This window comes from Arthrobacter globiformis, from assembly GCF_030815865.1.
GTDB classification, from domain to species: domain Bacteria; phylum Actinomycetota; class Actinomycetes; order Actinomycetales; family Micrococcaceae; genus Arthrobacter; species Arthrobacter globiformis_B.
On record NZ_JAUSXI010000001.1, the window covers coordinates 4,394,321 to 4,420,788 of the forward strand.

The window sequence follows — 26,468 nt, forward strand, 5'->3', positions numbered from 1 at the left end:
ACCACGAACCGTGAAGAGCCGACTTGGGGGCTGTTCCGCGGCGGCTGATCTGGGACAACGAAACCGGCATCGGCCGCCGAAACAGCTACGCCACCCGCATGGCCGCGTCCGTCGGTGTCCTGGCCACGCGGATCGTTCAGGTCAAACCCTTCGACCCGGAAACCCAGGGCGTAGTTGAGCGGGCCAACCGATTGCTGGAGACAACCTTCCTACCCGGCCGGGTCTTCACTTTGAGCCCCTAACGTCTTATGGACACCAATGGAGAATCATTTCCGATATTCATCCACCAATTTGAGGTAGCGTTCAAGAACGCGGCCCCAATCATATTCAGCCGCTGCATCGGCGGACCTAGCGCTTATTCTGTCGATCTGCGCCTGGCGCTCGTCAGAGGTCCACAAACGCAGAGCTCCGGCCAGGCCATGGGCCGTAGGTTCGCAAACAAGCTCAGAATGAACGTCTGACACGATTTCAGGCGACGCCCCGGCTGAAGTAACGATTGGCACCAGGCCAAGTGCCATCGCTTCGATAGTAGCCAAACCAAATCCCTCGAAAGCCCTTGTCGGGAGTACGAAGAGTTGCGCTCGCGAAAGAAGCGCAGACTTTGCTTCTTCGGAAACCAGACCATGAAACGTTACCTTCTTGTCGATTCCTAGCTCCACAGCCTTCAGTTTCAATTCGGCAGTCAACGAGCCCGTTCCCACGACGTCCAACTCCCAGCCGTCACTTGCGATACCGGACCCGGCAAAACCTTCAAGCAGGAGGTCGACGCCAGTTCGCCATTCCAACCGACGGAGCGCGATTAGCCGCTTCGCCGATTCCCGAGTTCGCGGCGCAATCTCAATGCCCGATACTTTCGAGCCTCCGGGAATTACATGCACATTCTCGCGCCTCATCCACGAGTACTGTTGGAGTAGAAGTTGTTTTGAAAAGTCGCTCAGAACCACGACGCAGTCGGCTTTCTTCAAACACGAGGCTTCTAGATACCCTAGAATGCCTACGCGCAACCGTGTACCCATGTTAAACGATAACGATTGTTTCGCCTGCGTGGCTAGCTCCAGCGCGGGGCTTGCATGAAAAACATAAACCTGCAGTGCTTTGCTCCGCCTAGAAAAGAATAGGTTGCCCAAAATCGAAGTATGCGCAACACGAACGCTGCCGCGTAACCGGGCGTGCATCGGAAACGAAACAAGAGAAAGAGCGGTCAGTAAAAGCCCTCTCAACTTGCCTCGCACGTTGGGCAGCAGCTGGACAACTTTAGCGTCTGGCACGATTTCAGAGATGGAAGCAGCGCCAGAAGGAGACCACATGCGCGTCCAGATCCGCGTCGATCGTCCGCTGTCGGCGACCACCTGAGCGAATTCACTCGCGTAGCGTTGCAGGCCTCCGACCCAGTCGGGGTGGAACGCATCACTAATAAAATCCCACTCTTCGTCACGCCGTACCAAGTAGAAAACCTCCCATTAGGACAATGTAGCCCAGGTTGTACAAAGTTGTGGTGCCACTACGACGCACCCAGCCCAATAATGCCGCTTGTACCAGCTGAACAGTCAGAGTAGACAGGGCTATTCCTAGAACCCCAAATTCCAGAATGAACAACCAGTTGCCGACCACATTCAGCAGCAGTAAGCCGGCAGCAAGGCCGACCATCGACTTAACTTTGGCAGTGCGATTCCAGAGCCGCATGTGTATCTGATTCAGAACAGCCGAAGGAGTCGCCAAAGCGTAGACAAGGCACAGGGACAACAGGACACGAGCGCTGCCTGTACCGTAGTTTCCGCCTCCCAAGACCACTTGCACAAATACCGGGGAAAGGGCTAGGAAGACTAACCCGACTAAAATCGGCACACCGGCCAAAGCAAAAGCTGGAAACTCACGCTCTTGAACGCTCGCTCGACTGACAGCCGCGTTTCCCATTGCGATACCGATAGAGGATACGGCTCCAGTGTAAAGAATCGCACCCAAGTTGAGCAAGACAAGGTTTTCAGCCCCGAATCCGTTGGCAAAAAAACGATCAACAACAGGAGTGGCAATATTTATCGCGGAAATACCCGAAATGGCGAGACCTTGGGCTACTACTCCCTTTAGAGATGCATTTGAAGAAATTCCGGCGAGCGCGTGGGCGCACCTCCAGGTAATGAAACACATGAGAGCGGACCCAACCAAGTTTCCCCACGCAGCACGTTCCACTAATGAACCCGACGGCAGGACCAAAAAGACAAGACTGATCAACGGCGGCAGCGCCGACGTAAGCATGCCCAGGAAACTATTGCCGGCACGAAGAAGTCGTCCGTTGGCCACGCCGTATACTGCGTAGAATGGAACGGCAAGCGCAAATATAATGAAAAGTAGGCCACGACTCGCATCGCTCAGTAGATAGTATGCGCCGGCAAGCACCAGCGGCAGAATACCCGAGATGAGACCGAATATCGTGACGTACTTATCTGATCCTGAACGCCTTATTACAAGAGCAGACGCAACGCCCGAAACGAGGCCTGCGACTGCTAGAAGTATGGTCGATGCAAGTACGTAGTTGGACATCTCCTCTGTAGGACCGACTTCATGAGCCAGGAAGAACTCCCTTGCAGCCCCGAAAACCCGCCCCAACACGAGCACGAGCGCACCGCCAATTGATGCACGCCAAAGCATTAGTGGACCAATCTCTGCGAGCCGCCAATTGCTGGCGTTTCCATGCTGCTCGTACTACCTGGTCCTCTGGATGTCTGGGAGAAGGCCAAGCAGCACCAAAGTGGAATAATCACCCACGCGCCGTACCAGCCATTCCAAAAGTAAAGGCTCGCATACAAGGCCAGAAGCGCCACAGACTCCCACTGCCTCCAGTTCTTGACCAGCTTCAAGATGACGGCGAAACCAATTAGAAAAACGACCACGACCCCTACGTCTGATGCCATCGCAAGCCATGACGACTCGATACCGAACCGATCGCCGTTCTGAACAGGACTATGGATTCTCTTTGCGGTAAGCACACTGCCCAGCGGGACTCCACCGAAAGGTCTCTCTCTAAGAGAGTTCAATACAAACTCGGTTGTAAACGCCCGGTCCGGGTCTGCATCCCGCAGGTTTTCAAAAACCGAGAACCTTAGTGCCAACGAGGCTGCGGCCGAGGGCAGTGCCGTAACGAACAGAAAAAAAGCCACTACGGAACCCGTAATCAGGGCTACTGATCGGCGTATACCCAAGGAGTACATCGCGACCAACAATCCGACGACGAGTCCAATGAGTGCGCTCTTCGAGCCGGTCATTATAAGAGCAACTATGAAAATCGATCGCATAACATTGGCATAACGCAAATCCTTTGGAATCGCGAATATCGCGACAAGTAGGATCGCACTGCTGAAAAGTGGGTTACCCGCGGGGCCAAGAGCCCGAGTACTGCGAAGGTAGTCACGGACGCCGGGCACGTCAGCGAGCAGGTTGTTGGAGCTTAGATCAGTGACGTATTCAATTATTATCAACACCGCATATACGCAACCCACGAGAAAGAGGTGTCGTCGCATCAACTCAGAGTCAGGCGGGCGGACCAGAAAGCTGATCCCGATCGACACGCAAGGAACTACCCAGACAAGCAGGCTCGACTCTGCAGCGCCCCACAGTAACGAAGTTACAACATATGCTACCGCGGGTAGGAACACCAAAATGGACACCATCCATTTTGACACCGGAGGTTGCTCGCCTTTTCTTGAGAACAACCGCAGGACAGCCAACCATATCCAAGGATTGAAAATCATACTGGCATTTATGAACGGTAAAAACTGCCACGGAATCAGAAAAAGCCACACAAATGACCTATCAAATCCCAAAAGGATTAGTAATCCGGTACCGGCCAGAAGCCCCAGAATAGCGATGCCGAACTTTGGAAAGAAGCCAATGAGAACACACACGACAACGATGGCCGTAATCGTCGACGCCACGAGCACGTGAGACTGGGAAATCGCGAAACGATGCTTCCCTTCCCATATCGGGTTACTTCTCATCAAGGACTCTTTTCAATTGCCGTTTGTCAAGCATCGCCACGAGGAGGCAACATGCGCGCAGCAGGGGCCACGACCCTGCCACCCGCCGGAACATCCGCAACGACGACGGCGTTTGCTCCAATAACGGCGTTGTTCCCAATGACGACGCTCCCCAAAATCGCCGCGCCAGGAAAAATCTTCACGTCATCGCCTATCGTCGGCAACACGGGACTCCCACCGCGCCCACCAATAACGACTCCCGGCGAGATCGTACAACCGTGGCCAATGGTTGCGTTCGGATGGATCACAACGCCAGAGCCCCCATAAGCAACCTTGCATTGTCTCCCTATGCTGCATTCCGAGGGTATGTGCGCCCCAAATAGCAGCCTCCCCAATAGCGTGCAGACGCGCGGAAGAACTGGAATGTGATGAACATGGAAGTAGTGGCCGACTCGATAAAATATTAAGCTCATTTAGAAAACGTCCGTCTTTTCATAGTGACAAATTCTCGGACGACATAATAGATAAAGCGAGAGTTTCCAACCAGGTATCTCATAAACATGCGTCGTGGCTCCTGCAAAAGCCGATGCAACCATTCCAGTCCAAAGGTCTGCATCCACTTCGGCGCACGAGACGTTACACCTGCCATCACGTCGAAGCTGCCTCCGACCCCAATAGAAAGTCGAGCATTCATTCGTTGCAATTGATCCCTGAGGAAATTTTCCTTGAACGGCGAGGGTAGAGCGACAAAGACTAAGTCTGCTTGTGTGTCGCATATTATTGACGCCATTTCTTCATCGCTCATGTCTTTGCGCCAGAACCCATCATGGAAACCAACGACCGACACGCCCATGTCCCTCACTTTTTCAGCCACAGCAGACACAACGTCCGCGGAAGCCCCAAGGAGGTATACGCTTAGAGACTTAGCAGCAGCAGCCCGGAGCATCTGATCCATGAAGTCTATGCCCGCAACACGTTCAGGGAGTCCCTGCCCCAGTAATCTGCTGGCCCAAACTATTGACTGTCCGTCGGCGTTAACCATTGCACAATCGGAAATGGTCCGCTTCAAGGAATCATCATGCATGGCACTGACAATCTTTGCGGCATTTACAACGACGTGTTGATGGGTTCCGCCCCCTTTAACTAAATCTAAGGCTTTAGACACAGATTCCGCCATGGTTAGCGAATCGATCTCAATACCGAGAAAATTAATCTTCCGTGCCATTTGAGCCATTTCCGTCCGTAACCATAACTTTTGCAAGAGCACAGAATGCGTGAGCCTGATTCCACCGCATATACGGTACGCTGCCGGGCTTGTCCCGGAAACCCCCGTCGGGCCCCTGATGCGACAGTAACAACTGCACTGTGGGATGAGCATGACCAGGAACGGCGAGCGGATCCTTAAATTTCGAAAGACCGCCGACAACCGTTGCGATGTTATGAACGTCTGTACTGGGGCTTCTATCGCCAGCGTAATAGAAGGGGAGACGATCTTGGCTCAGCAAGGATTTATGCCAGTAGTCAATGCCTGACTTGAGCTGATCACGAGAGCCGATCTCATAGTCCGCCAGTCGGGACAATGATTCGAGTACGTAAACCGTGTGAAAGTTGTCGATCCAACTGAGATTGCTGCCCTCGCCATAGGCCCACGACCCATCAGAGCTCTGATGCTGCAGAGTGATCTCCGCGGCTGCACGGACTGCTCCCAGGTCTCCCCCCATCCGTGCAACTGTCTCCGCCGCGAGGAGGTTTCCGTTGTGAATCAAGGCGCTAGACGCCGGTGTGTAGTGGAAATATCCGCGCGGATCGATTAGCGAATAAAGCCACTCAAGAACCTCCGGATTTACCTCATCCAACCTCTTCTGGACCGCAAGTGCCCGTATCACAAAAGCGGTCGCGATAACGTTGGGTGTGCCGGCCCGATAGTGCGCCCACCTGGTTTGAACGTCAAACTCATACCCCCAAGGCCCGCCTGCCTGGCTGGCCAGCAGCCGGTCTCCGAGGAGTCTCGCCTCATCTTGTCGCCCTAGCAGCCAAAGCCCCTCCGCAAACAATGCTGTTGCCTTGGCCATGCGAACAGGTCGGATGCCGGTCATAGCTCGAATCGTTAGGTTGGAACGCTTAATGACCTGCTGCCAGGCTTGCCTTGGTAACCGTCCAACGAGCAGCTTGGCTAGTGGCGACGTCAAGCCGTCATAGGGGTCCGCACCTGCGAAGTCATGTCGCTTCGCAAAGTCCAGAGCATGGAGAGCGGATGCCCGTACCTTCAAATCGTCATTCATCGTTTTGTCCTTGGATAATCAGAGGCGACCGCATATTCGAACTCGAGCCTCGAGCGATACGAAGATATATCAAAGTTCTGCTCCCAACTGCGACGAGCCTCATTTCCAAGCCTCACCCGGAGTTCTGGATCCTCGACCAATCGCTGCATGGCCTGCCTGAGTCCGTCGACATCTCCCACGCTTACAACAAGCCCGTTGACGCCATCCACAATGACGTCACCGATAGATCCCACCGCCGTCACTATCGGTGCGAGTCCCCATGCCATCGAGTCGAGAAGAGCTAGCGGAAGTCCTTCCGCATGCGAGGGCAAGACGAAAATAGATGCTCTGTTCAGAAGGATGGCGAGTGCGTCCTGCTCAATCCAACCGGTATATTCGACGAGATCGGAGGAAGCCAGCATTTCGCTCATTGATACGCTGTCTGCATCGCCCGCAAGCGTCATAGTCCAGGGGCTGCCGGTCTCCAGACCTTCTAAAGCAGTCAGAATTTCGGGAACACCCTTACGCGAGCCGGATCTGCCAATGAAGATCATCGAGACCGGGTCATCGCTGGATGTCGGAGGCGCCTGCGGTCCGGGCACTGCATTTTGCAGAACAGCTACTTTCGAGCCAGGAAGGCCGATCTCCTCCGTCACAAAGCTTTTCCATGCCGAACCAAGCACCAGCACTCGCGCTGATCTTTTGAACATCGATCGCACGAGACGTTTGACTATGCTGTGGCTACTCGAGTAAAACTCACGGTACGATGCCCCATGCAAGTGCAGGACATACTTTTTCCGTTTCCTCCAGAGCACAGCAGCTATCACTAGCTTCCTGTATGTGCTCCCGCGTGAGGCTAGGTTCAGATGAAAGATCGCATCATCTTCGCAGACGCGCAGGACGGTCCATAGCGCTTTTGCAAATGTAAGCAAACGCCTCTGGGTTGTGCCACTGTCTACGAATTGGTAGTCGCTTTTGGCGTCGAGTGTCCCAGACAGGTGTTCCATCATTATGCCAATGCCGCCTGGAGATCCTGGCGGGGGGCCGATCACGATAACCCTGGTCATTTAGAGTTGCCTCGTTGCATCCGATATCCGAAGGTCGACGAGCTTCTGCTTTCCATTGATAGTATTCGGCAGAGTGTTGACAACAGTCGACTTGAAGACGATGCGGTCCCCGCAGTTCTTTTGCAGCTCCGATGCGAAGACCTCGGCATCTCTTGCCGATGCGTTTTCTTTCAAAACAACAAGGACTTCAGTGAAACCCATTTGAGTTTGAACAAAGCGAAAGGCAAACACAGAGGCATAGGCAGCGGAGTGGACGTTCAGAGCCGATGTAGAAATTGGTGCGCCAGTTAACGTATACAGGTGCTCTTGAACGCGCTTGCCCCTAATTTCGCTAACGATCGGTGAACCGCAATCCCCATATCCTTCTAGCGTCGCCATGTCCCCGGTGTCATATCTCAAGAGCGGCATTCCGGTAAGTCGGAGCCCCGTGGCCACCACCCGGCCCTGCTCGCCCGGGGCAACCGGGACGCCATTGTCGTTCAATATCTCGACGAATCCATAGAGAGAGTTGAACCGGTAATTCATCGATTTCTGGTCGAACTCAGCGAAAGCAACCCGTTCACTCAGGCCATAAAAAGGAGTGACCATTGCTTCCGGAAATGCTTCTGCAAGCGTTCTTTGCTGCTCTACCGTTAGCGGCTCGGAGACTGGAAAGATCCCTTTGATCAACCTGCGATTTAGGCGCGTGCCTGTCGTCAATGCTGCCTCGGCGACGGCAGCTAGCGCAGAAGGGTACCCGTGAATGTAGCGTATCTTCCGCTTGAGTATCAAACGCCAGTAGTCTTCGACGGATGCAGGCGAGAGATCGAACGGAGAAAGATAAAGTTCCCTCGTGGAGCGTGACAACAAATATCTCTGACCCGAGGCGCCCAAGTTTTGCCCCCTGAGAACAGCACGCCAGTCGTTCACTTTGTATCCCGCGTTCCTCCAGGCATCACAAACGTAAGCCCATTCACTCGCCCCCCTGACCTTGTCCAAGTAAAAAGCTGCTGGTTTACCTGAGGACCCACTCGTTGTGACCAAATCGACTTTCGATCGAGGCACCGTCAGCATTTGATCACGGAACTCTGAAAGGTCCTCACGGGTTAGAACCGGAAAGCCGGACAAAGCTTCATAAATGTCACCGCTAGCGCAATCAGAATAGGAGCTGTGACCGGAGTAATAGGGGCTTGTACGTGCTTTGGCTACGACATACTCCAGACGTCTGCGCTGCTCCCGCGCCGCCCATTGAGGATCTTGCCTGCGCTTTTCAAGCAAGGCAGTTGTAGACGAGAAATCGGCTCCAAGCCGCACCCGAGCTGGCATCCAGTAAGAAAGTCGACCGAATAATTCACGAACTGCGGGGCTGCTGTGAGCAAGACTCTCCCGAATTGTACCCAACATTGTTGATCCGTTCTCATCTAGACTCTGCGCCGAATATGGCGTCTTATGCTGAGGAGATAGCAAGGTCTGGCCCCATCCAACCTGGACGTGCCGATTCATCGCGTTCGCGGCCTGCGCCGGCATGATCATCTTGGACGAATCGACCGACGCCTAGCGATGCCAGCGCAGAGGTCGTAGATGTGTCCGCCGCTCGCGCTACCCCCAGTTGAAATTTTCTTCGAGGACACGGCGAAATATTATCAGACAAGATCCAGACCCTGCTCGAACGACGACGCCTGCCCAGGTGCTGTCTCGTGGCCGCGAAGGCGCGGCCACGAGAAGCCAGTTTCTTCCTTTCCGAGCGGTTGTCTCGTTGCCGACCACGCCACTCAGGTGACGGAAATCGAGGTAAACGGTTCGGTGCGAAGAAGATGAACATAGGCAGAATTCCGGTGCCGCAAGCCCTACATGACCGAGGTCAAGCCTGCGTGACGTCTGTACGGAGTTACTTCGCTCGCAAGATAGACTGTGCGGACTTGTGTCTCCTAAGGCATGACAACAGTGGCTAGAAAGGTCCCATTTTGGAGTTAAGCGACTACCTCCGCGTTTTGCGGCGTACCTGGCCCACAATCGTCGCCTGTACTTTGCTTGGCCTCCTTGTAGCAGCCGCAACGTCGATGATTGTGAAGCCGACTTATACAGCCCAGACCAAGTTGTTCGTGGCCATCCAAAGTTCAGGATCGGTTTCCGATCTGCAGCAGGGCAATACGTTTAGCCAAGCGCGCGTGCAGTCCTACGTGGAGACCGTCGGAACCCCCGCAGTTTTGCAACCGGTCATTGATAGCCTCGGACTCGACACCTCACCTGAGGAACTCAGCAAGAACGTTGAAGCCCGTTCGGATTCCAACACGGTAATCATCTCGATTGAAGCCATCGACTCTTCTCCCGTCCAGGCAGCAGCAATAGCGCAAGCCGTGGGCAATAGCCTCATCTCGGCCATTGACGAGATCGAAAGCCCCAAAGAAGGTGGCGCATCGCCCGTTCGTTTATCAGTCGTTACTCCAGCCAGCGCCCCGGTTGCTCCTTCCGCTCCAAATACCCGTCTGAATATGTTTCTCGGAGCCTTTGCCGGCCTTGCCTTAGGCGTTGTGCTAGCTGTCCTGCGATCGACGCTTGACACCAAGGTTCGGGGGGAGTCGGACGTCCGGCGCGTTTCGCAGGTTCCCATCCTTGGCGGAATCTCCTTTGACGGGGATGCCACCAAGAAGCCGCTGTTGACCCAGGCCCCGGCGCAGAGCCCAAGGGCTGAGTCCTTTCGCCAAATACGCACGAATTTACAGTTCGCTCACGTCAGTCACGAATCTAAGGCGCTACTTGTGACGTCGTCTCTTCCGGGCGAAGGAAAGAGCACCACGGCCACCAATTTGGCCATCGCAATCGCTCAGGGCGGGCAGTCCGTTGTCCTAATCGATGCAGACCTTCGTCGGCCCAGGGTTGATGCTTATCTCGGACTCGACAGGAACGCCGGACTGACAACGGCACTAATCGGAAAGGCAGACGTAAACGATCTGCTACAGCCTTGGGGGGACGACAATCTGTACGTACTGACTTCGGGACAGATTCCACCAAATCCAAGTGAGCTCCTCGGGTCCGAGTCTATGAAGCAGCTGATACTGCGCCTGGAAAACGCGTTTGATTCTGTAATCATCGATGCACCTCCGTTGTTGCCTGTGACCGACGCAGCCGTGCTGGCCCAGCAAGTCGGTGGCGTCGTCCTCGTGGTTGGCTCATCCATGCTGAAGATCCCTGATCTACAAAAATCACTGAGTTCACTAGAAATGGTTAACGCTGATGTGTTGGGCGTGGTGATGAACCTTCTCCCTGTCAAAGGCCCGGACGCATATGCGTACAGTAATTACAGTTACGAGTCCCTGCCGAACAAGTTCAGCCGGACATCTGCCAGCTCGGAGCGCAAAGGTCGGACGATTTCCACGCTCGAGGACGATCCGCTTTTACCAGCCCTCCGCGGACGCTCCGAACAACGCTAACCGTTGAATTGCCAAGAGAAACCTCGGCTCTTGTCTGAAGATTCACTCCGCTGCAGAAATGTCTTTCTGTCATCTGAGCTGTAGCATGCGTCCGTACGTGAGACATACCGCCAGAAGTATCGCGACGGCTCGTGGTCACGTATTACTAGTTGTCATTGGTGCATGAGGTACCCGTCCAATCATTTCCGTGTTCGAGTTTTGGAAATGCTCTTCCGAGACTTTGGATGTTAGGAATCGAGAAGAATTTTTGCACGATCAAAAACGAAACCGCAGTCAGCGTTGATCTGAAGAGTCATCAGACTTGCAGATTTTCGGAATCTGGTTTCTCTCAGGCGTAGAAAAGGAGTCACTGCATTGGGGGCTAATGACAGTTGGCGTGTTCGTACCTCGCGCTTACTGGGAGCAGTGGATGCTTTCGTTGTGGTTTGGGCGGTGGTCGGTGCTTACATCACCCGTTTTGGACTGGAAACGGACTTTGCTTCCATGGGACACGAGGCTGGGTACGCGCTGTTGTCCCTTGGACTGATCGTAGCGTGGTGGCTAATGCTGGCCGCCTGGAACAGCAGGCACGCCCGTGTACTGGGAGCCGGAGCGGATGAATATAAACGAGTCGCTGCTGCATCGCTGTGGTTGTTCGGACTAATTGCAATTTTCTCTTACGTCTTTCGCATAGACACAGCGCGAGGGTATGTGGGTTTCGCACTTCCGGTCGGGCTACTGGGGCTGCTGTTGGCCAGGTGGTTACTCCGCCAGCACCTAAACGTTCATCGAGCGCAAGGCGGTAGCATGTCGCGTCTGCTGTTACTTGGAGGACCGAGTGCTATCGCGCACCTGGCCGCTTCTTTGGAACGTTCACGCGGGGCTGGCTACCTTCCTGTTGCCGCGTACACTCCTGGAGTCTTTGATGAGGCAGAATTCGAGCCGGAGTCAAGGCTTCCTATCCTCGGTAGTGCCCCTAACACTTCCTCCATAATGGAGGCCATTGACCTCTGCGAAGCAGACGCAGTGGCTGTGTCAGCGGGCGTCCAACTACACCCGCAAATACTGAGGCATTTAGGGTGGGAACTCGCGTCAAGAAATGTGGGTCTCATTATGGCTCCCGCACTCACAGACATTGCAGGACCTCGAATTCACACGCAGCAAGTGGCCGGGCTACCACTCATTCACGTCACGACGCCTACACTGGAGGGCGGGCAGCGAGTCGCTAAGCGGCTCTTCGATATTGGGGTGTCTGGTCTCCTCATAGTGGCGACATCCCCACTTATGGCGATAATAGCGGTCCTCATAAAAATCGACAGCCAGGGACCCGTCCTGTTTCGACAGGAGAGGGTTGGAATGGAAGGTCAGCTCTTCGGGATGCTCAAATTTCGATCGATGGTTCCCGACGCAGAGACGCGGCTCGCAGAAATTTCCAAGCTAAATGAAGGCAGCGGGGTCCTCTTCAAGATCAAGAACGACCCGAGAGTGACACGAATCGGTCGCGTCCTTCGGAAGTACAGCATGGACGAACTTCCTCAGTTATTCAACATCTTTGCCGGCTCCATGAGCCTCGTCGGGCCAAGACCTCCGTTGCCCAGAGAGGTCGAAGCCTACGAACGCGATGTGCGCCGCCGGCTACTTGTCAAGCCGGGGCTCACGGGCTTGTGGCAGGTAAGCGGACGCTCAAATCTCTCGTGGCAGGACTCGGTTCGACTCGATCTCTACTATGTCGAAAATTGGTCACTCGCAGGCGATCTCGTCATAATCCTCCGTACGGTGCGTGCTGTATTTCGCAGCACCGGGGCCTACTAAAGGTGGCGAACCACTATTCATAGCCGGAAGGATGTCATTTTGATGTCGGACGCCAATGTTGGGAACCCCCACAACCGCAGTAATGTGCAGCATGCGCGTTCTGAAGATTCGACTAGAAGTCGGTTCCGACGCCAAATTATTATCGCCTCAGTCTGGATCACTGCAATAGCAGTTCTTGCTCTGGCCGCCGTATTTTGGCTGCAAGCCAAGGCCTCCATCATCAGAACGGAGCTCGACGCAGCAGTACAGCTTGTCCCCCAGCTAAAGGACGACGTTGTGCGCTACGATGCGGCAGCAGCGACCGACGCGGTTGATCTGTTGAAGGAACACACCGGGAAGGCTCGTGCGGCTGCCGGTGACCCCTTGTGGACAATTGCCAGTTCGGTCCCCTGGATCGGAGCCAATTTTCAGGCCGTGAGCGAGATATCGACGGCTGCCGACGATGTGGCCAGGCTGGCAGCCGACCCACTGGCGGACACTTTGCAATCGCTCGACTGGAAAGCCCTAATCCCGAGTTCCGACGGAGTTGACCTTCAACCACTGACTGCGGCAAAACCAAAGTTGGCGGCGGCCGCTCACGCAGTTGGTCAATCGTCGGATAGGTTGAACCGGATTGATACACGCGATCTCCTTCCTCAAATTTCGGACCCGCTTCTACTGGCTAGAGACCAACTCAGCTCCTTGCGGGATGGCATCGCCTCGGCCGCCGATGCGGCCAACGTTTTGCCGGGGATGATGGGCGAGCAATCCCCGCGGCGGTACCTCTTGCTCATCCAGAACAACGCTGAATCACGTGCTACCGGCGGCATTCCTGGCGCTCTGGCTGTTCTGAACGTGGACAAAGGAAAGCTCTCCCTGGATTCGCAGACCAGTGCAACCGCCATGGGCGCCTTTAATCCGACAGTGAGGGTCGATCCTGAGCAGAGTCGAATCTATTCCGCACGTCTCGGCAAATTCATGCAGGATGTCAATCTCACTCCTGATTTCCCGACAGCGGCACTGACAGCAACGGCCATGTGGAAAACAGAAAACGGTGAGAAAATAGACGGTGTTCTTTCGATTGACCCCGTTGCACTCGGCTACATTCTTGACGCCACAGGCCCAGTCCGCATGAGCGATCCGCTCCTGCGGGAGGTCGCCCGTGACGTTCTGCCCACGGAGCTCACTGCGAAGAATGTGGTTCCCACATTGCTTTCAGATGTTTACTCGAAAATTGGCGAACCGGATGTGCAGGATGTGTATTTTGCCGGCGTCGCCCGAGAAGTGTTCACAAAGCTATCTGCCGGAAGTGGTGACGCCAGGAAGCTCGTCGACGGACTCACCCGTGGAGCATCCGAACGCAGAATTCTCTTGTGGTCCTCCAAAGCCGACGAGGAGTCTATCGTTTCCCGATATCCGCTTGGTGGTTCCGTGACTGGAGCCGCAATCTCCCCCGCACAATTCGGTGTGTACTTCAACGACGGCACTGGCGCAAAAATGGACTACCACGTGAAGAGAACTGTGCAGCTCGTCGAAGAGTGTCCGGCTGATGGGTATGGTCAGGTCAAGGTTCGCATCACGAGCACCAATACGGCGCCCAAGGACGCGGCAACATCTCTACCCACGTATGTGACGGGCGGCGGTGCTTTTGGCGTGCCTGCAGGAAGTGTCCAAACAAATATCGTTGCCTACGGGCCCGTCCAGTCGAACGTCGAAACAGCATTCGTGTCAGGCAAGAAAACTGGTTTCGCCTCTTATCGACACAGCGGTCGACCGGTAGGTTCGGTCACCGTCCGCCTAGCCCCGGGGGAGAGTAGCACTGTTGACTTCATGTTCGGCAAGATCGTGCAGCACACCGTGCCGCAGCTTTCCGTCACGCCAACAGTTCAGGCGCTGAAGGACGTGGTTTTGGACACGATTCGGGCAAAATGTGCGCCCGCTTCGTAGCCAGGCCATTAACAGTATGTAAAGTGCTTGGATTGACTTTGGAAGCCAGGCCCGGTGAGTGCTAATCTCTACTTGGGTAAAACCACGAGATTCGCCCCACGGTCACATGGGGATGGGGAATCTCCACAATTATGTGACATCCGTGTTGAAAAGGTCTCAGGGGGGACAAATGAAGAAGTCTATTGCTGCGCTCGCGCTTGCAGGAACCATCGTACTGACCGGCACCGCGCCGGCCTTTGCCACTACCAACAACTACCCGGCGCCCGGAACCGGAACCGGAACTGTCTCAGACGGCACAGTCACCCCGGGTGAAGTGTTCACCTTCTCGGGAACAGGCTTTCTGGCTGGCGAACTCATCACCATCACCGTAACTCTCACCAGCACCCCGCAGGCACTGGGTGGCGGCTTTTCAGGCGGTGCCGCAATGTCGGTTCCGTCCAAGATCACTGTGCTGGCTGCTCCGCAGACCTTCACCACGACTGCAGCTGCTGACGGATCCTTCGCGTTCCCGCTCAGCCTCAGCGAACCGGGTACCTACACCCTGACTGCAACTAGTGCCACGCACTCTGTCTCCCAGAGCGTCACCGTGGCCGAAGCTGCGGGAACGGGCACAGGCCTTTCTAACACCGGCGGTAACGGTGCCGGTCTGGCCAACACTGGTGGGGGCCTGGCCAACACCGGCGCAGACTCCAGCCTGGTGCTGTGGTCGCTCGTTGGCGCGGGTGCGCTCGCCGCTGGCGCTGCTTCGGTGGTCGTAGTTCGCCGCCGTGCTAACGCTGAGGCATCTGCCTAAGCACAAACTCAACGCCTCAAGGAAGCGGGCCTGTTTCGGAAACCCGGAGCTGGCCCGCTTCTTTGTTCTTGAACAGACATTCGCTGCAACAGGAAAGCCCCGACTGCCGTCGGGGCTTTCCTGTGTCTTGCCTTCCTTGCAACTATCCGTTGAACTCCTTCATCCATGCCTTCAAGTCCTCGCCGAACTCGGCACGCTCCGAAGCCAGGGTGATGACGGCTTTCAGGTAGCTCAGCTTGTCGCCCGTGTCATAGCGGCGGCCTCGGAATACTACTCCGTACACGCCCGAGCCCTCCCCCTCGCCTGCAGCCAGCGTCTGCAGAGCATCGGTCAGCTGGATCTCCCCGCCACGGCCGGGCTCGGTTTGCTCGAGAACATCGAACACGGCTGGATGAAGAACGTAGCGGCCGATGACGGCCAGGTTGGACGGCGCCTCGTCCACCGACGGCTTCTCCACCAGGCTGTTCACGCGAACGTAGCCTTCACCCTCAACCACTGAGATGTCCGCGCACCCGTAGGCGCTGATTTGCGACGGCTCCACCTCGATGAGGGCAATCACTGAACCACCGGTCTTGGCTTGGGCTGCGATCATCGTTGTCAGGAGCTCGTCCCGCTCGTCGATAAGGTCGTCACCTAGCAGAACCGCGAAAGCCTCATCCCCGACGTGCTGGCGGCCGCACAACACCGCATGCCCCAGGCCCTTGGGCTCGCCCTGCCGGACGTAATGAATGGGTCCGAGACCTGACGCGTGCTGCACCGCGTCGAGGCGAGCCCGGTCGCCCTTCAGCTCCAGCGTGTGTTCCAGAGCCGGAGCGCGGTCAAAGTGATCCTCCAGCGCCCGCTTGTTGCGGCCGGTGATCATCAACACGTCGTCCAGGCCGGCGTTAATGGCCTCCTCCACGACGTACTGAATGGCCGGCGCATCTACTACCGGCAGCATCTCCTTCGGCATCGCTTTGGTGGCAGGCAGAAAGCGCGTGCCAAGTCCGGCGGCCGGAATAACTGCTTTACGAACGGATTTCCCCAATGTCATGATCGAACCTTATAAATTGACTTGCGCAAAGTGAAATTTCAGGTCCTAGATTTCGGTGCGGACCCAGACTCCCGTAGCGTTTCCATATGGGGAAATGGAGCGGGGCCGACGCCGCCGGGGCGGCGCGTGTGCTACTGGGCCTCTACCTTGGTGCGCTCGCCTTCGTAGCCTTCTGGCCGACGCCCGTTGACCGTCCCGTGGCTGGGCGCCTGCAGACTGTGCTGTTCGCCCTCCACCGCTCGGGGCTTCCCGAGCTGGTCAACTACAACTTCGTGGAATTCGCGTCCAACATCCTGCTGTTTGCGCCTATTGGGGTGCTCGCTGCACTGTCTTTCCCGGCGTTCCATCGTGGACGGGTTGTGCTGAGCGCGTTTCTGGCTTCCTGCTGCATGGAACTGGGCCAAAAGCTGTTTTTACATGACAGGTTTCCGAGCGCGATGGACATCGTGGCGAATACCGCCGGGGCGATGCTGGGGGTTTGGGTTCTGGGGGTCGTTGAGGAATGGGTGCGAGCGCGTAGCGACAGATGATTTCGACAAGCTCAATCAGCGGATCTCAACAAGCTCGATCAGCGGTCGATCAACCGGCGAACTTGGGCTCGCGCCTTTCTTGGAACGCCCTGAAGCCTTCGGCGTAGTCCTCCGTCTTGCAGAGGCGCGCTTGCTCAGCGTTTTCCTCCTGCATCGAGGCCCACAGGCCCAGTCGCTGGTCGCGGATGTGCGCCACCAACTCCTTGCTGGCCTTGAACGCGCCCGTCGCGCCTGTCGCCACCTTGGCCACGATCGCGCGGGTTGAGTCGAGCAGCTCATCCGCCGGCAGGGCCCGGCTGAACATGCCCTGCGCCACGGCTTCGGCGCCGGAGATCAGCTCCGCCGTGTAGATCAGATCCAGCGTCCGGTGCATGCCCAACCGCTCGGTGAAGTACCAGTGCGCGCCCGAATCCAGCGTGGCCCCAAGCTTCGCGAACGGCGACCCGAACTTCGCGTTCTCCGCCACGTACACGACGTCCGTGGCCAGCAGGAGCCCCAGCCCCACGCCTAGGCAGGCTCCCTGGGCTGCCGCGAACGTCGGCGCCGGGAACGCACTCATCTTCTGCAGCAGCGGCTGCACCAGCCCGCCCAGGTAGGCCTCGGCGTCGTCGCTCTCCGGCGTGACGCCGCCGATGTCCCGGCCCGCGCAGAAGGCGCGTCCCTCTCCCCTGAGCAGCAGGGCCCGCACCTCACCGCGCGAGGCGGCGGCAGCGGCGTCGTCGTACGCCTGGGACAGCTCCGCCAGCGCCTGCTCGTCCAGCGAGTTGAGCTTCTGCGGGGCGTTGAGGACGATTTCGGCGACGCCGTCGGCAATGGAAAGGGAGATCATGGGTTCCTTCTTTCGGGTTTCGACAAGCTCAACCAGCGGGGTCTTGGTTTCGACTATGCCCCTTGGTTTCGACAGGCTCAACCAACGGGGCCGGATGGGTTTCGACAGGCTCAACCAACGGGATTTCGACAAGCTCAATCACCGGGCGGCGTTTCGACAGGCTCAACCAACGGATTTCGACAGGCTCAACCAGCGTGGGTTTCGACAGGCTCAACCGGCGAGGGTTACACGTCGAAGTCGACTGTTACTTCCTTGCTGGTGGGGTGCGACTGGCAGGTCAGGACGTAGCCCTTGTCCAGTTCATCCTGCTCCAGCGCGTAGTTTTCGTCCATGGTCACGGTGCCGGTGACCACCTTGGCGCGGCACGTGCCGCACACTCCCCCGGCGCACGCGAACGGCACGTCCGGGCGGACCCGCAGCGCGGCGTTGAGGATGGACTCGCGGGCGTGCGTGGGGCTGGTGACGTCGCCCTGCAGGCCGTCCAGCTTGAAGGTGATCTTGTAGGTCTCCTTGGACTCGTCCTCGACGACGGGACGGCCGGCGTTGCCCTCGGGCCGGTCCGGCTTGCCGGAGGTGAACAGCTCGAAACGGACGTGCTCGGGCTTCACGCCGCGCTCGGCCAGGGTGTCCCGGCACAGCTGCACCAGCTCGAACGGCCCGCACAGGAACCACTCGTCCACGTCGTCCGCGTGGATGGCGGTCCCCAGCAGCGCCTGCAGCTTCTCGGCGTCGATCCTGCCGCTCAGCAGCGGCGCGATCCGCTGCTCGCGGGACAGCACGTGGTGCAGCGCCAGACGCTGCGGGTACTTGTCCTTCAGGTCCGCCAGCTCCTCCAAGAACATCACGTCCATGGCGGCCTTGTTGGCATAGATCAGGTCGAACCGGGTGTCCGGGTTGGCCGCCAGCAGCGTGCGGGCAATCGCGATCACCGGAGTGATACCCGAGCCCGCGGCGATCGCCACGAAGCTCCCCGGCTCCCCCGCCAAGTCTTCAGGATGGTTCATCGAGTTCATCACGTTCTGGTCCACGGCCTGCCCGTCCCGGCCGTGCTTGGAGACGAACGCGCCCATGGGGCTCATGACCTCCAGGGTGTCCCCGGCCTTGAGCTCGGCGTTGGCCCACGTGGAGAACAGCCCGCCCAGGTCCTTCTTGATGGCCACCCGGATCTCGCTGCTGCCGTCCGCGAAGCTGCGCGGCTCGGCGCAGATGGAGTAGCTGCGGCGGATCTCCTTCGGCTCGCCGGCCTCGTCCGGCAGCGTGGTGCGCAGAGCCACGTACTGGCCCGGCAGGTAGTCGAACTGCCCGGCAAGCTCCGCCGGCACATGGAAGGAGACCTCGATGGCGTCCTCCGTCAGCCGGCGCACCTCCGCGACGGTGAGGGAATGAAAGGACGGACGACGGCGGCCGGCGGCCTGCGCCGATTCGGCTGCGGTCTGGCGGACAACGGGCATGGGCTTTTCCTTACAGGACTTTGAAGTAGTCGAACGGTTCCTTGCAGTCCTGGCACACGTAGAGCGCCTTGCAGGAGGTGGAACCGAAGCGGGTGAGTTCCTTGGTGTTCAGCGACGAGCACTGCGGGCACTTCACGGCCAGGCTCAGCCGCACCGGTCCGTTGTGGCCCAGGGCCGCTTTACCGGAGGGCGGGGCAATGCCGTACTCCTGCAGCTTGGCCTTGCCGGCATCCGTCATCCAGTCCGTGGTCCACGCCGGGGCGAGCACCAGCTCCACGTGCACGCTGGGGTAACCCTCCTTGTGGAAGGCGGCCTTGAGGTCGTCGCGGATGGCGTCCATCGCCGGGCAGCCCGAGTACGTGGGCGTGATGGTGACCTGGACAGCGGGAACCAGCCCGCCGTCGTCGAACAGCCGCACAGCGCGCAGGATGCCCAGGTCCTCGATGGTGAGTACGGGGATCTCCGGGTCGCAGACCGTGGCGGCGATGGCCCACGCCTTCTGATCGGCGGTGACTCCGGTCTTGGTCTCGGAGTCCGAGACGTACACGGCAGTCACCAGCTTGCTCCGGGATGCTCGCGGGCCAGCACCTGCATCTCGGCGAGGACGTAACCCAGGTGTTCGGAGTGCTTGCCCCGGCGGCCGCCGCCCGGCGCGAACGGCACCTCGGGGACCTCCAGCTCGGCCTCCTTGAGGACCTCGCCGGTGAGGCGGTCAAAGTCCGCCTTCAGGCTGGAAGGCTCGACGGCGGCACCCGCCTCGGCGAGGCGGGTCACCAGTTCGTCGGTTTCGAAGAGCTCGCCGACGTACGGCCAGATGAGCTTCAGGCCGTGGATCATGCGGCGGCGGGACTCGTCCGTGCCCTGCGCGAGGCGGAGGACCCACTGGGTGCTGTGGTCGCGGTGGTAGTCCACTTCCTTGACGGCTTTCGCGGCGATCGCGGCAAGCGTGGCGTCCGTGGATTCTGTCAGCCGGCGGTAGAGCTCGAACTGGTAGTAGCTCACCACGAACTGCCGGGCGATGGTGACGGCGAAGTCCCCGTTGGGCTGCTCGAACAGGTGCGCGGAGCGGAACTCGTGCTCGCGGCGGAAGTAGGCGAGGTCATCCTCGGTCTTCTCGTCGAGGCCGGCCGCGTAGCTGAGGAAGGACCGGGCGTGGCCCAGCTGGTCCAGTGCGATGTTGCCCAGGGCCACGTCCTCTTCAAGTTCCGGGGCACGGGAGATCCAGTGGCCCAGGCGCTGGGCGAGGATCAGGGCGTCGTCGCCCAGGCGCAGCGCGTATTCGGCCGCATCCTCGGAGGGCTTCACCAGGCCGGTGCGGACCTCGAGCGCGATGTCCTCCGGGCGGAGCGCGTTGCCCGGGGTGATGCGGGTGGCGCTGGCGGACGAGTCACCGCTGCCTGCTACTCCAACAGAGATGTCGCCGTGGCCTGTGGTCTCTGCCTGTTCTGTCTGCTCGGGAGTCACAGGTGCTTCACTCCTTCGCTCTTGGTGTAGTACGTGGCGTGCCGGTAGTCCTTGCCCTGCGGTGATTCGAAGAAGGCGCCCTTGGCATCGGGGTCACTGGAGGCAATGGCGTCCGCCGGGACCACCCAGATGGACACGCCCTCGTTGCGGCGGGTGTAGAGGTCGCGGGCGTTGCGCAGGGCCATGGCGGCATCCGGCGCGTGCAGGCTGCCGGCGTGCACGTGGGACAGGCCGCGGCTGGACCGGACAAAGACCTCCCAGAGGCCCCAGGCGCTGGTTGAGCTTGTCGAAACCGAGCCTGTCGAAACCCCGCTGGTTGAGCTCTTGGTTTCGACAGGCTCAACCACCGGATTGCTGGTTTTGACAGGCTCAACCACCGAATTGCTGGTTTCGACAGGCTCAACCACCGGGCTGTTCGCAGTCACCGGCTTCTCGCCCGGGAATTCTGGGTTGCCGTGGGGGCTCATGCTGCGTATTCCTTCTGCTTGTTAACCTGTTTTTCCGCATAAGCTGCGGCTGCCTCGCGGACCCAGGCGCCGTCGTCGTGCGCCTGCCGGCGGCGCTCAAGCCGCTGCGAGTTGCAGGGGCCGCGTCCGGCCAAAACTTCCTTGAATTCGTTCCAGTCCAGCGGGCCGTGTTCCCACTTCCTGGTGTCCTCGTTGTAGCGGACCTCGCTGTCCGGGAGGGTGAGGCCCAGGACCCTGACCTGCTCCACCATCATGCCGACGAACCGGCTGCGCAGCCCATCGTTGCTGAAGCGCTTGATGTTCCAGGCCATGGACTGCTTGGAGTTGGGGGAATCGTCGTCCGGCGGGCCGAACATCATCAGGGCCGGGGCGTACCAGCGGTTCACGGCGTCCTGGGCCATCTGCTTCTGTGCGGGCGTTCCGTTGGAGAGTTCCAGCAGGATCTCGAAGCCCTGGCGCTGGTGGAAGGACTCTTCCTTGCAGATGCGCACCATGGCCCGGCCGTAGGGGCCGTACGAGGCGCGGCACAGCGGCACCTGGTTGCAGATGGCGGCACCGTCCACCAGCCAGCCGATGGCTCCCATGTCCGCCCAGGTCAGCGCCGGGTAGTTGAAGATCGAGGAGTAGCGGGCCTTGCCGGCGATGAGGTCGTCCATCATCTGGTCGCGGGACTGGCCCAGCGTCTCGGCGGCCGAGTAAAGGTACAGCCCATGGCCCGCCTCATCCTGGACCTTGGCCATGAGGATGGCCTTGCGCTTCAGGCTGGGGGCACGGCTGATCCAGTTGGCCTCCGGCTGCATGCCGATGATCTCCGAGTGCGCGTGCTGGGAGATCTGGCGCAGGAGGGTCTTGCGGTAGGCGGCCGGCATCCAGTCCTTGGGCTCAATGCGCGAGTCGTCGGCCATGACTCGGTCGAAGTAGGCCTGGCCGTCGGCCTCCCGCTGGTCCTGGCCTTCTGTTGCGTTGGCTTCCTGGGGGGCTGCCGGCTGGTCAGGCACTGACTGCAGATTCTGCGCTGCCATGGTTGCTCCTATGCATTCACGTCCGTACTCGGATTATTTACCGACCGTTCGTTCAGGATATGCGGAAGCGGCGAAGGGCGTCAAGCAATGGGGGCGGTGCACTCGGTCGGTGAACGCCAGGGCAGACAGCCGAATCGGGCGGGGCTAGGGTAACGACATAGAAAGCAAGTATGTGACCGACTGACAGGAGCAGGATATGACGCACCACATCACTGCCATGCTCAATGCGCACCCCGGGGGAATCGGAACTGAGGACAAGGAGAAGCTGGCCGCGTGCATTGCCGCCTGCTTCGAATGCGCTCAGACCTGTACCGCGTGCGCCGATTCCTGTCTCTCCGAAGACATGGTGGCCGATCTTGCCAGATGCATCCGGACCGACCTGGACTGCGCCGACATCTGCGCCGTAACCGGCGCGGTCCTGACCCGGCAGACCGGCGACAGTTCCGCCATCGTCCGGTCCATGCTCGAAGCCTGCCGGACCGCCTGCGCCGCATGCGCTGCGGAGTGCGAAAAGCACGCCCAGATGCATGAACACTGCAGAATCTGCGCCGAGGCCTGCCGCCGCTGCGAAGCCGCCTGCACCACGCTGCTGGAGTCGCTCTCCTAGAAAATTTCGGCAGGCTAAATCACGGTACCGCGAGGTCTGGACGCCAACGGTCAGCATACTTAGCATTAAGCCGTGACCGTGAAGTGCCTGCCGCGCCGACACACTGGGCCCGACTGGCGCGGTCTGAATGCCCGAGCAAACCATCATAAGGAGAGCGTCATGGCTACAGCACGTGAAATCATGACCGGCGGGGTTGAATGTATCGGCGAAAACGAAACCCTCGAAGCGGCCGCCCGGAAGATGAAAGACCTTGACGTCGGCGCACTGCCGATTTGCGGGGAGGACAACAGGCTCAAGGGCATGATCACAGACCGCGACATCGTCATCAAATGCTTCGCCGAGGGAAAGGACCCGCGCACGGCAAAGGCCGGGGATTTTGGCCAAGGCAAGCCGGTGACCATCGGTGCGGACGACTCGATTGAAGACGCGATCAGGACCATGGGAGAGCACCAGGTCCGCCGGCTGCCGGTCATCGACGGCCATGACCTGGTCGGCATCCTCACGCAGGCAGACATCGCCCGAAACTACCCTGAAGACCGCGTCGGGGAGCTCGTAGAGCTCATCTCGTTCTACTAGGCCTATTGCTCCTGCCATCGGGCCTATGCTGGGGCCATGCCAGGTTCGGGCAGCGGGATCCCCGCCGGGCTTGTCCCGCCAGTTCCACTGGCGTTGGCCAAGGCCGTGAACAGGTTGCCGGCCGCACATGCGCTGCCCGGAACTTTGTGTTTTGAGCCGAAGTGGGACGGTTACCGCCTAACTGTTTTCCGACGTCGGGATGGCACGGCTCTCTGGTCCCGGCAAGGCAAGGACCTGACGAAGTACTTTCCCGAACTGGTGGCCGCGGCCACCGAGATGATTCCTTCCGGCTGCATCGTGGACGGCGAGGCCGTGGTGTGGACCGGTGGGAGACTGAACTTCGAGGCCTTGCAGCAGCGTCTCTCCGCGGGAAAGAACCGGCTGGAAGCCTTGGCCAATGAAGTCCCCGCAAACTTCGTGGGGTTCGATGTCCTGTGCATCGCGGGCCACGATGCAAGGGACCTGCCGCTTCGGGAACGCCGGGCGCTGCTCGAGGAGCTGGCCACCGTCTGGTCGCCTCCGCTGTCCCTCTCCCCGGTGACCACTGACCGGGATCTCGCCCTGCAGTGGTTCGAGGATCTGGGTGCCGCAGGACTGGAAGGCCTGCTGATCAAGGGCGACGCGCAGCCCTATCTGGGGGCCAGCGCATTTGGCTGAAATATAAGCGACGGTGGGAGACGGACATTGTCTGTGGGGCCGTCGTCGGGCCGATTTACCGGCCAACCGAAATCGTGGCAGGTCTTCCGATCGACGGAGAGCTGCGGATCGTGGGCCGGTCAGCGGTCCTGCGCCCACGCGACAGCATGGCACTGGCACGCTGGCTCAAGCCCCCGGCCGGCCCGCACCCCTGGCCGGACGTGGTGAAGGGCACCACCCTTGACCGGTTCAACCGTGACGCGTCGTCGGTGGCTTTGACGCTCGTGGAGCCTGTCGTCGTGGAGGTTTCCGCAGACACCGCCTGGTCCGGGCAGGCTTTTCGGCACGCTTTGCGCTTCCTCAGGGTCCGTCCGGAGCTGCCGCCGGATGGTGTTGAAGCGCCTGGAAACCTGGCCGGGGGCTGAATCGGGACACGGAGTCAGCGAAACAGGATCAGCAGCGGATTTCGACAGGCTCAATCACCGGGTCGCCGGCAACCACACGGCGCTCGGCAGGGCAGGCGGGGCCGGGCCGGGAGCGCCCAACAGCGCTACTTCGCGGGGCGGGTAACCGTCTTCTCTTTGCTGCGCACCGAGCCGGCCGTCCCGGAGATCGACGAAATATCCGGCGAAAGAATATTTTGAGCCCCGACGGTCACCGTGCCGGCGGCAGAGACGGGCCGGCTCTTGGTGCCTTCCGACGATACAAAGCGGATGCCCTCGGAACGGGATTTGGACTCTGCAAATGTCTTGGTCGCATGAGCCGTAGCCCGGAAGGACACGTCCGCCGTGATTGCCGAAACTACTGGGTTCTCGGGGTCGGCATAGTTCGTGAATTCCATGGACATCCTCAGCTGCCCTCTAGACAGCCCGTTCGGAACGGCCAGGTTCAGGGTACCCGTCTCCCCAGACCCATCAATCAGTGTCACGAGTGTGCAGGTGTTGACCTGCGAGACCGACACAAAGCCCAGCTTCTCGGGCGGAGTCGCTCCGCGGGCGGTGAAGACGCTGCCGAACACGCTGACGTTCGTCTGTATGCACCCATCCGTGCGGACGAATTCCGCGGTCACTCCCTCGCCTCTCATCTCGGTTTTCGTAGTGACGCGCTCCGACGCGGTGCTCGGTCCGGCGCCAGCGAGTTGAACAAAGAGTGTTCCGGCTAGTGCCAGTACTCCGAGTGCTGTCTTTTTCATGGCGCCTCTCTCTTTCGTAGGGCCTCGAGTCCGCAGGGTCATCGGATCGTATGAGCATGAGGTTGGGAAAACAGTGGAACGGTCCGGACTCGCGCGCCCGGTGGCCCTTTTGATTCCCAAGGTGCTCCATGCTGCTTCCAAGGACGAGTACTGACAATGCGATTGGGACGGCGGTGGCCGTTGGTGCAACCTCCGGATCTGGCTACCTAACCCCAGTCCGCCGCCGGTCCCGCCAAGCGCGATTAGGAGGTATGGGGCGACACGGACCACGAAGTACCCCGCCGCGAACGGGAACCCGGGCTGACCAGGAAGGAGGCGCGCACCCCCATGCGTCGCAATCGTGTTATCGCTGGAACGTCCGTTATTCTCCTAGGCGCTGCTGGTCTCTGGGCCGCGTCCCTCGCTATCGGCGGTGGGAACACTGCTGAGGACGTGCCGCCGCAACCAACTACGACTCTCACGCCGAGTTCGCCACCGTCCCCTAGCAAGCCCAGGACACCTGCGCCTGATGTTCGGATCGCCGCTGTCGGTGACATGAACGGCGTCAGGACCATTGACCCTGATAGCCCGTCCGGTCGGAACGGTGCGGCGATCACCCGGCTCGTGCAGAAGAACGAGATTGACGCGTTCCTGGGGCTCGGGGACTTCCAGTACGCCACCCCGCATTGCGCTGACTACGTGAAGTACTGGACGCCGCTGTGGGGTGGCACCAAGCCCAAGTTGTACTGGGTGTCCGCCCCCAACCACGACTGGGAACCAGGCCGCAACGAAGACCTCGACAACTTCATGAACGGCCAATGCCCGGGCGCCCCGGCGAAGGCCGCGATCAACCGGCAGCGTGGGTTCATCGAGAACGGGGATCCGTACTCGAAGGACTTCGGGAACTGGCACTTCGTGTTCCTGTCGTCCGCGTACTGGCGGTACGACCCCGAGCACGCTGAAGCGTTAACGACTTGGCTGGACGACAACCTCACTGCTGCTCAGGCGGCGGGCAAGTACCTGGCAGTCGTGTACCACGAACCGTACTTCACATCGAACACGGACGAACATGAGCGGGCCCTTGACCACAAGCCGTGGATCGACGTGATGTATAAGCACCGGGTCCGTCTGACCCTGTCAGGGTCGCAACACAACTACGAACGCACATGTCCGGTGAACAACGAGGACCAGTGCGTCTCTGACGGTATGACGGCGTTCCAGGTATCCACGGGAGGTATCGGCCTCCGCCCCTTCACCAACAGTCCGTCGTACATCGTGAAGCGGTTCAGCGACACCCACGGGTTCCTTCGGATGACACTCAAAGACAACGGGTCTTTCACCTGGAACTTCGTTCCAACATCGGGCCCGGGCAAGGACTCAGGAACGCGTTCCGCACCGGAGCCCTCTGCCGACGGATAGAGGATCTCGACAGGGTCAATCACCGGGTCCCCTGGATTTCGACA

General features: G+C 59.2%; 26 protein-coding genes and 1 pseudogene. 11 read left to right on the plus strand and 16 right to left on the minus strand.

Annotated features, from left to right (window positions below):
- Positions 1-23: 23 nt before the first annotated feature.
- Positions 24-227, plus strand: a pseudogene (locus QFZ33_RS20450) (IS21-like element ISMyma9 family transposase); the annotation flags it as partial.
- Between the two features lie 39 nt (positions 228-266).
- On the opposite strand, the gene QFZ33_RS20455 reads toward QFZ33_RS20450, so the two are convergent.
- The 8 genes from QFZ33_RS20455 to QFZ33_RS20485 are packed head-to-tail and all read right to left on the minus strand — an operon-like array spanning position 267 to position 8,682.
- Positions 267-1,445 (minus strand): glycosyltransferase family 4 protein, encoded by a 1,179-nt coding sequence (locus QFZ33_RS20455; protein WP_307030435.1) that lies wholly within the window; start codon positions 1,443-1,445, stop codon positions 267-269.
- Positions 1,432-2,646, minus strand: coding sequence for a hypothetical protein (locus QFZ33_RS20460; RefSeq protein ID WP_307030436.1), 1,215 nt, complete (start codon positions 2,644-2,646; stop codon positions 1,432-1,434). Before QFZ33_RS20460 ends, QFZ33_RS20455 begins: the two co-directional genes overlap by 14 nt.
- On the minus strand, positions 2,646-3,992 hold the full coding sequence (locus QFZ33_RS20465; RefSeq protein WP_307030438.1) for a hypothetical protein: 1,347 nt from the start codon (positions 3,990-3,992) through the stop codon (positions 2,646-2,648). The genes QFZ33_RS20460 and QFZ33_RS20465 overlap by 1 nt, the downstream gene beginning before the upstream one ends.
- 26 nt (positions 3,993-4,018) lie before the next feature.
- Positions 4,019-4,444 (minus strand): serine O-acetyltransferase, encoded by a 426-nt coding sequence (locus QFZ33_RS24055; protein WP_373427303.1) that lies wholly within the window; start codon positions 4,442-4,444, stop codon positions 4,019-4,021.
- The gene (locus QFZ33_RS20470) at positions 4,441-5,196 is read right to left on the minus strand and encodes a WecB/TagA/CpsF family glycosyltransferase (RefSeq protein WP_307030440.1); all 756 of its coding nucleotides are present in this window, start codon (positions 5,194-5,196) and stop codon (positions 4,441-4,443) included. Before QFZ33_RS20470 ends, QFZ33_RS24055 begins: the two co-directional genes overlap by 4 nt.
- Positions 5,180-6,253, minus strand: coding sequence for a prenyltransferase/squalene oxidase repeat-containing protein (locus tag QFZ33_RS20475; RefSeq protein WP_307030442.1), 1,074 nt, complete (start codon positions 6,251-6,253; stop codon positions 5,180-5,182). Before QFZ33_RS20475 ends, QFZ33_RS20470 begins: the two co-directional genes overlap by 17 nt.
- The gene (locus tag QFZ33_RS20480) at positions 6,250-7,299 is read right to left on the minus strand and encodes a glycosyltransferase (RefSeq protein ID WP_307030443.1); all 1,050 of its coding nucleotides are present in this window, start codon (positions 7,297-7,299) and stop codon (positions 6,250-6,252) included. The genes QFZ33_RS20475 and QFZ33_RS20480 overlap by 4 nt, the downstream gene beginning before the upstream one ends.
- Positions 7,300-8,682, minus strand: a complete 1,383-nt coding sequence (locus QFZ33_RS20485) for a hypothetical protein (RefSeq protein WP_307030445.1) — start codon at positions 8,680-8,682, stop codon at positions 7,300-7,302.
- Between the two features lie 560 nt (positions 8,683-9,242).
- Between QFZ33_RS20485 and QFZ33_RS20490 the strand changes: the two genes are divergently transcribed.
- The 4 genes from QFZ33_RS20490 (at position 9,243) to QFZ33_RS20505 (ending at position 15,219) form a co-directional block, all read left to right on the plus strand.
- Positions 9,243-10,709, plus strand: coding sequence for a polysaccharide biosynthesis tyrosine autokinase (locus QFZ33_RS20490; protein WP_307030447.1), 1,467 nt, complete (start codon positions 9,243-9,245; stop codon positions 10,707-10,709).
- A gap of 405 nt (positions 10,710-11,114) precedes the next feature.
- Positions 11,115-12,500, plus strand: coding sequence for a sugar transferase (locus tag QFZ33_RS20495; protein ID WP_307030449.1), 1,386 nt, complete (start codon positions 11,115-11,117; stop codon positions 12,498-12,500).
- A gap of 42 nt (positions 12,501-12,542) precedes the next feature.
- Positions 12,543-14,426, plus strand: a complete 1,884-nt coding sequence (locus QFZ33_RS20500; protein ID WP_307030451.1) for a DUF4012 domain-containing protein — start codon at positions 12,543-12,545, stop codon at positions 14,424-14,426.
- Positions 14,427-14,595: 169 nt separating this feature from the next.
- A complete protein-coding gene (locus tag QFZ33_RS20505; protein WP_307030453.1) occupies positions 14,596-15,219 on the plus strand; it encodes an LPXTG cell wall anchor domain-containing protein in 624 nt (207 codons plus the stop codon).
- Positions 15,220-15,361: 142 nt separating this feature from the next.
- Here the strand turns inward: QFZ33_RS20505 and galU are convergent, their stop codons facing one another.
- A complete protein-coding gene (gene galU / locus QFZ33_RS20510; protein ID WP_307030454.1) occupies positions 15,362-16,252 on the minus strand; it encodes a UTP--glucose-1-phosphate uridylyltransferase GalU in 891 nt (296 codons plus the stop codon).
- Between the two features lie 86 nt (positions 16,253-16,338).
- Between galU and QFZ33_RS20515 the strand changes: the two genes are divergently transcribed.
- Positions 16,339-16,782, plus strand: a complete 444-nt coding sequence (locus QFZ33_RS20515; protein WP_307030456.1) for a VanZ family protein — start codon at positions 16,339-16,341, stop codon at positions 16,780-16,782.
- Between the two features lie 49 nt (positions 16,783-16,831).
- Here QFZ33_RS20515 and QFZ33_RS20520 read toward each other — a convergent pair whose 3' ends face one another.
- The 6 genes from QFZ33_RS20520 to paaA form a co-directional block, all read right to left on the minus strand.
- Positions 16,832-17,611 carry an enoyl-CoA hydratase/isomerase family protein gene (locus QFZ33_RS20520; protein ID WP_307030458.1) on the minus strand — a complete coding sequence of 260 codons (780 nt, stop codon included), beginning with the start codon at positions 17,609-17,611 and terminating at the stop codon, positions 16,832-16,834.
- A 224-nt stretch (positions 17,612-17,835) separates the two neighbouring features.
- Positions 17,836-19,062 carry a 1,2-phenylacetyl-CoA epoxidase subunit PaaE gene (paaE, locus tag QFZ33_RS20525; protein ID WP_307030460.1) on the minus strand — a complete coding sequence of 409 codons (1,227 nt, stop codon included), beginning with the start codon at positions 19,060-19,062 and terminating at the stop codon, positions 17,836-17,838.
- 10 nt (positions 19,063-19,072) lie between these two features.
- Complete coding sequence (gene paaD, locus QFZ33_RS20530) at positions 19,073-19,609, minus strand: 1,2-phenylacetyl-CoA epoxidase subunit PaaD (RefSeq protein ID WP_373427362.1); 537 nt, start codon at positions 19,607-19,609, stop codon at positions 19,073-19,075.
- Between the two features lie 5 nt (positions 19,610-19,614).
- Positions 19,615-20,526, minus strand: coding sequence for a 1,2-phenylacetyl-CoA epoxidase subunit PaaC (paaC, locus tag QFZ33_RS20535; protein WP_307030464.1), 912 nt, complete (start codon positions 20,524-20,526; stop codon positions 19,615-19,617).
- Positions 20,523-20,993, minus strand: coding sequence for a 1,2-phenylacetyl-CoA epoxidase subunit PaaB (gene paaB, locus QFZ33_RS20540; protein ID WP_307030466.1), 471 nt, complete (start codon positions 20,991-20,993; stop codon positions 20,523-20,525). Before paaB ends, paaC begins: the two co-directional genes overlap by 4 nt.
- The gene (gene paaA, locus QFZ33_RS20545) at positions 20,990-22,015 is read right to left on the minus strand and encodes a 1,2-phenylacetyl-CoA epoxidase subunit PaaA (protein ID WP_307030468.1); all 1,026 of its coding nucleotides are present in this window, start codon (positions 22,013-22,015) and stop codon (positions 20,990-20,992) included. The genes paaB and paaA overlap by 4 nt, the downstream gene beginning before the upstream one ends.
- Before the next feature lie 196 nt (positions 22,016-22,211).
- On the opposite strand from paaA, the gene QFZ33_RS20550 reads away from it, so the two are divergent.
- The 4 genes from QFZ33_RS20550 (at position 22,212) to QFZ33_RS20565 (ending at position 24,259) form a co-directional block, all read left to right on the plus strand.
- Positions 22,212-22,622 carry a four-helix bundle copper-binding protein gene (locus tag QFZ33_RS20550; RefSeq protein ID WP_307030470.1) on the plus strand — a complete coding sequence of 137 codons (411 nt, stop codon included), beginning with the start codon at positions 22,212-22,214 and terminating at the stop codon, positions 22,620-22,622.
- 159 nt (positions 22,623-22,781) lie between these two features.
- On the plus strand, positions 22,782-23,198 hold the full coding sequence (locus QFZ33_RS20555) for a CBS domain-containing protein (protein WP_307030472.1): 417 nt from the start codon (positions 22,782-22,784) through the stop codon (positions 23,196-23,198).
- A gap of 36 nt (positions 23,199-23,234) precedes the next feature.
- Positions 23,235-23,855 (plus strand): ATP-dependent DNA ligase, encoded by a 621-nt coding sequence (locus QFZ33_RS20560; protein ID WP_307030474.1) that lies wholly within the window; start codon positions 23,235-23,237, stop codon positions 23,853-23,855.
- A gap of 74 nt (positions 23,856-23,929) precedes the next feature.
- Complete coding sequence (locus tag QFZ33_RS20565; protein ID WP_307030476.1) at positions 23,930-24,259, plus strand: hypothetical protein; 330 nt, start codon at positions 23,930-23,932, stop codon at positions 24,257-24,259.
- A gap of 125 nt (positions 24,260-24,384) precedes the next feature.
- On the opposite strand, the gene QFZ33_RS20570 is transcribed toward QFZ33_RS20565, so the two are convergent.
- Positions 24,385-25,026, minus strand: coding sequence for a hypothetical protein (locus tag QFZ33_RS20570; protein ID WP_307030478.1), 642 nt, complete (start codon positions 25,024-25,026; stop codon positions 24,385-24,387).
- Between the two features lie 534 nt (positions 25,027-25,560).
- On the opposite strand from QFZ33_RS20570, the gene QFZ33_RS20575 reads away from it, so the two are divergent.
- On the plus strand, positions 25,561-26,424 hold the full coding sequence (locus tag QFZ33_RS20575; protein WP_307030480.1) for a hypothetical protein: 864 nt from the start codon (positions 25,561-25,563) through the stop codon (positions 26,422-26,424).
- Positions 26,425-26,468: the final 44 nt, after the last annotated feature.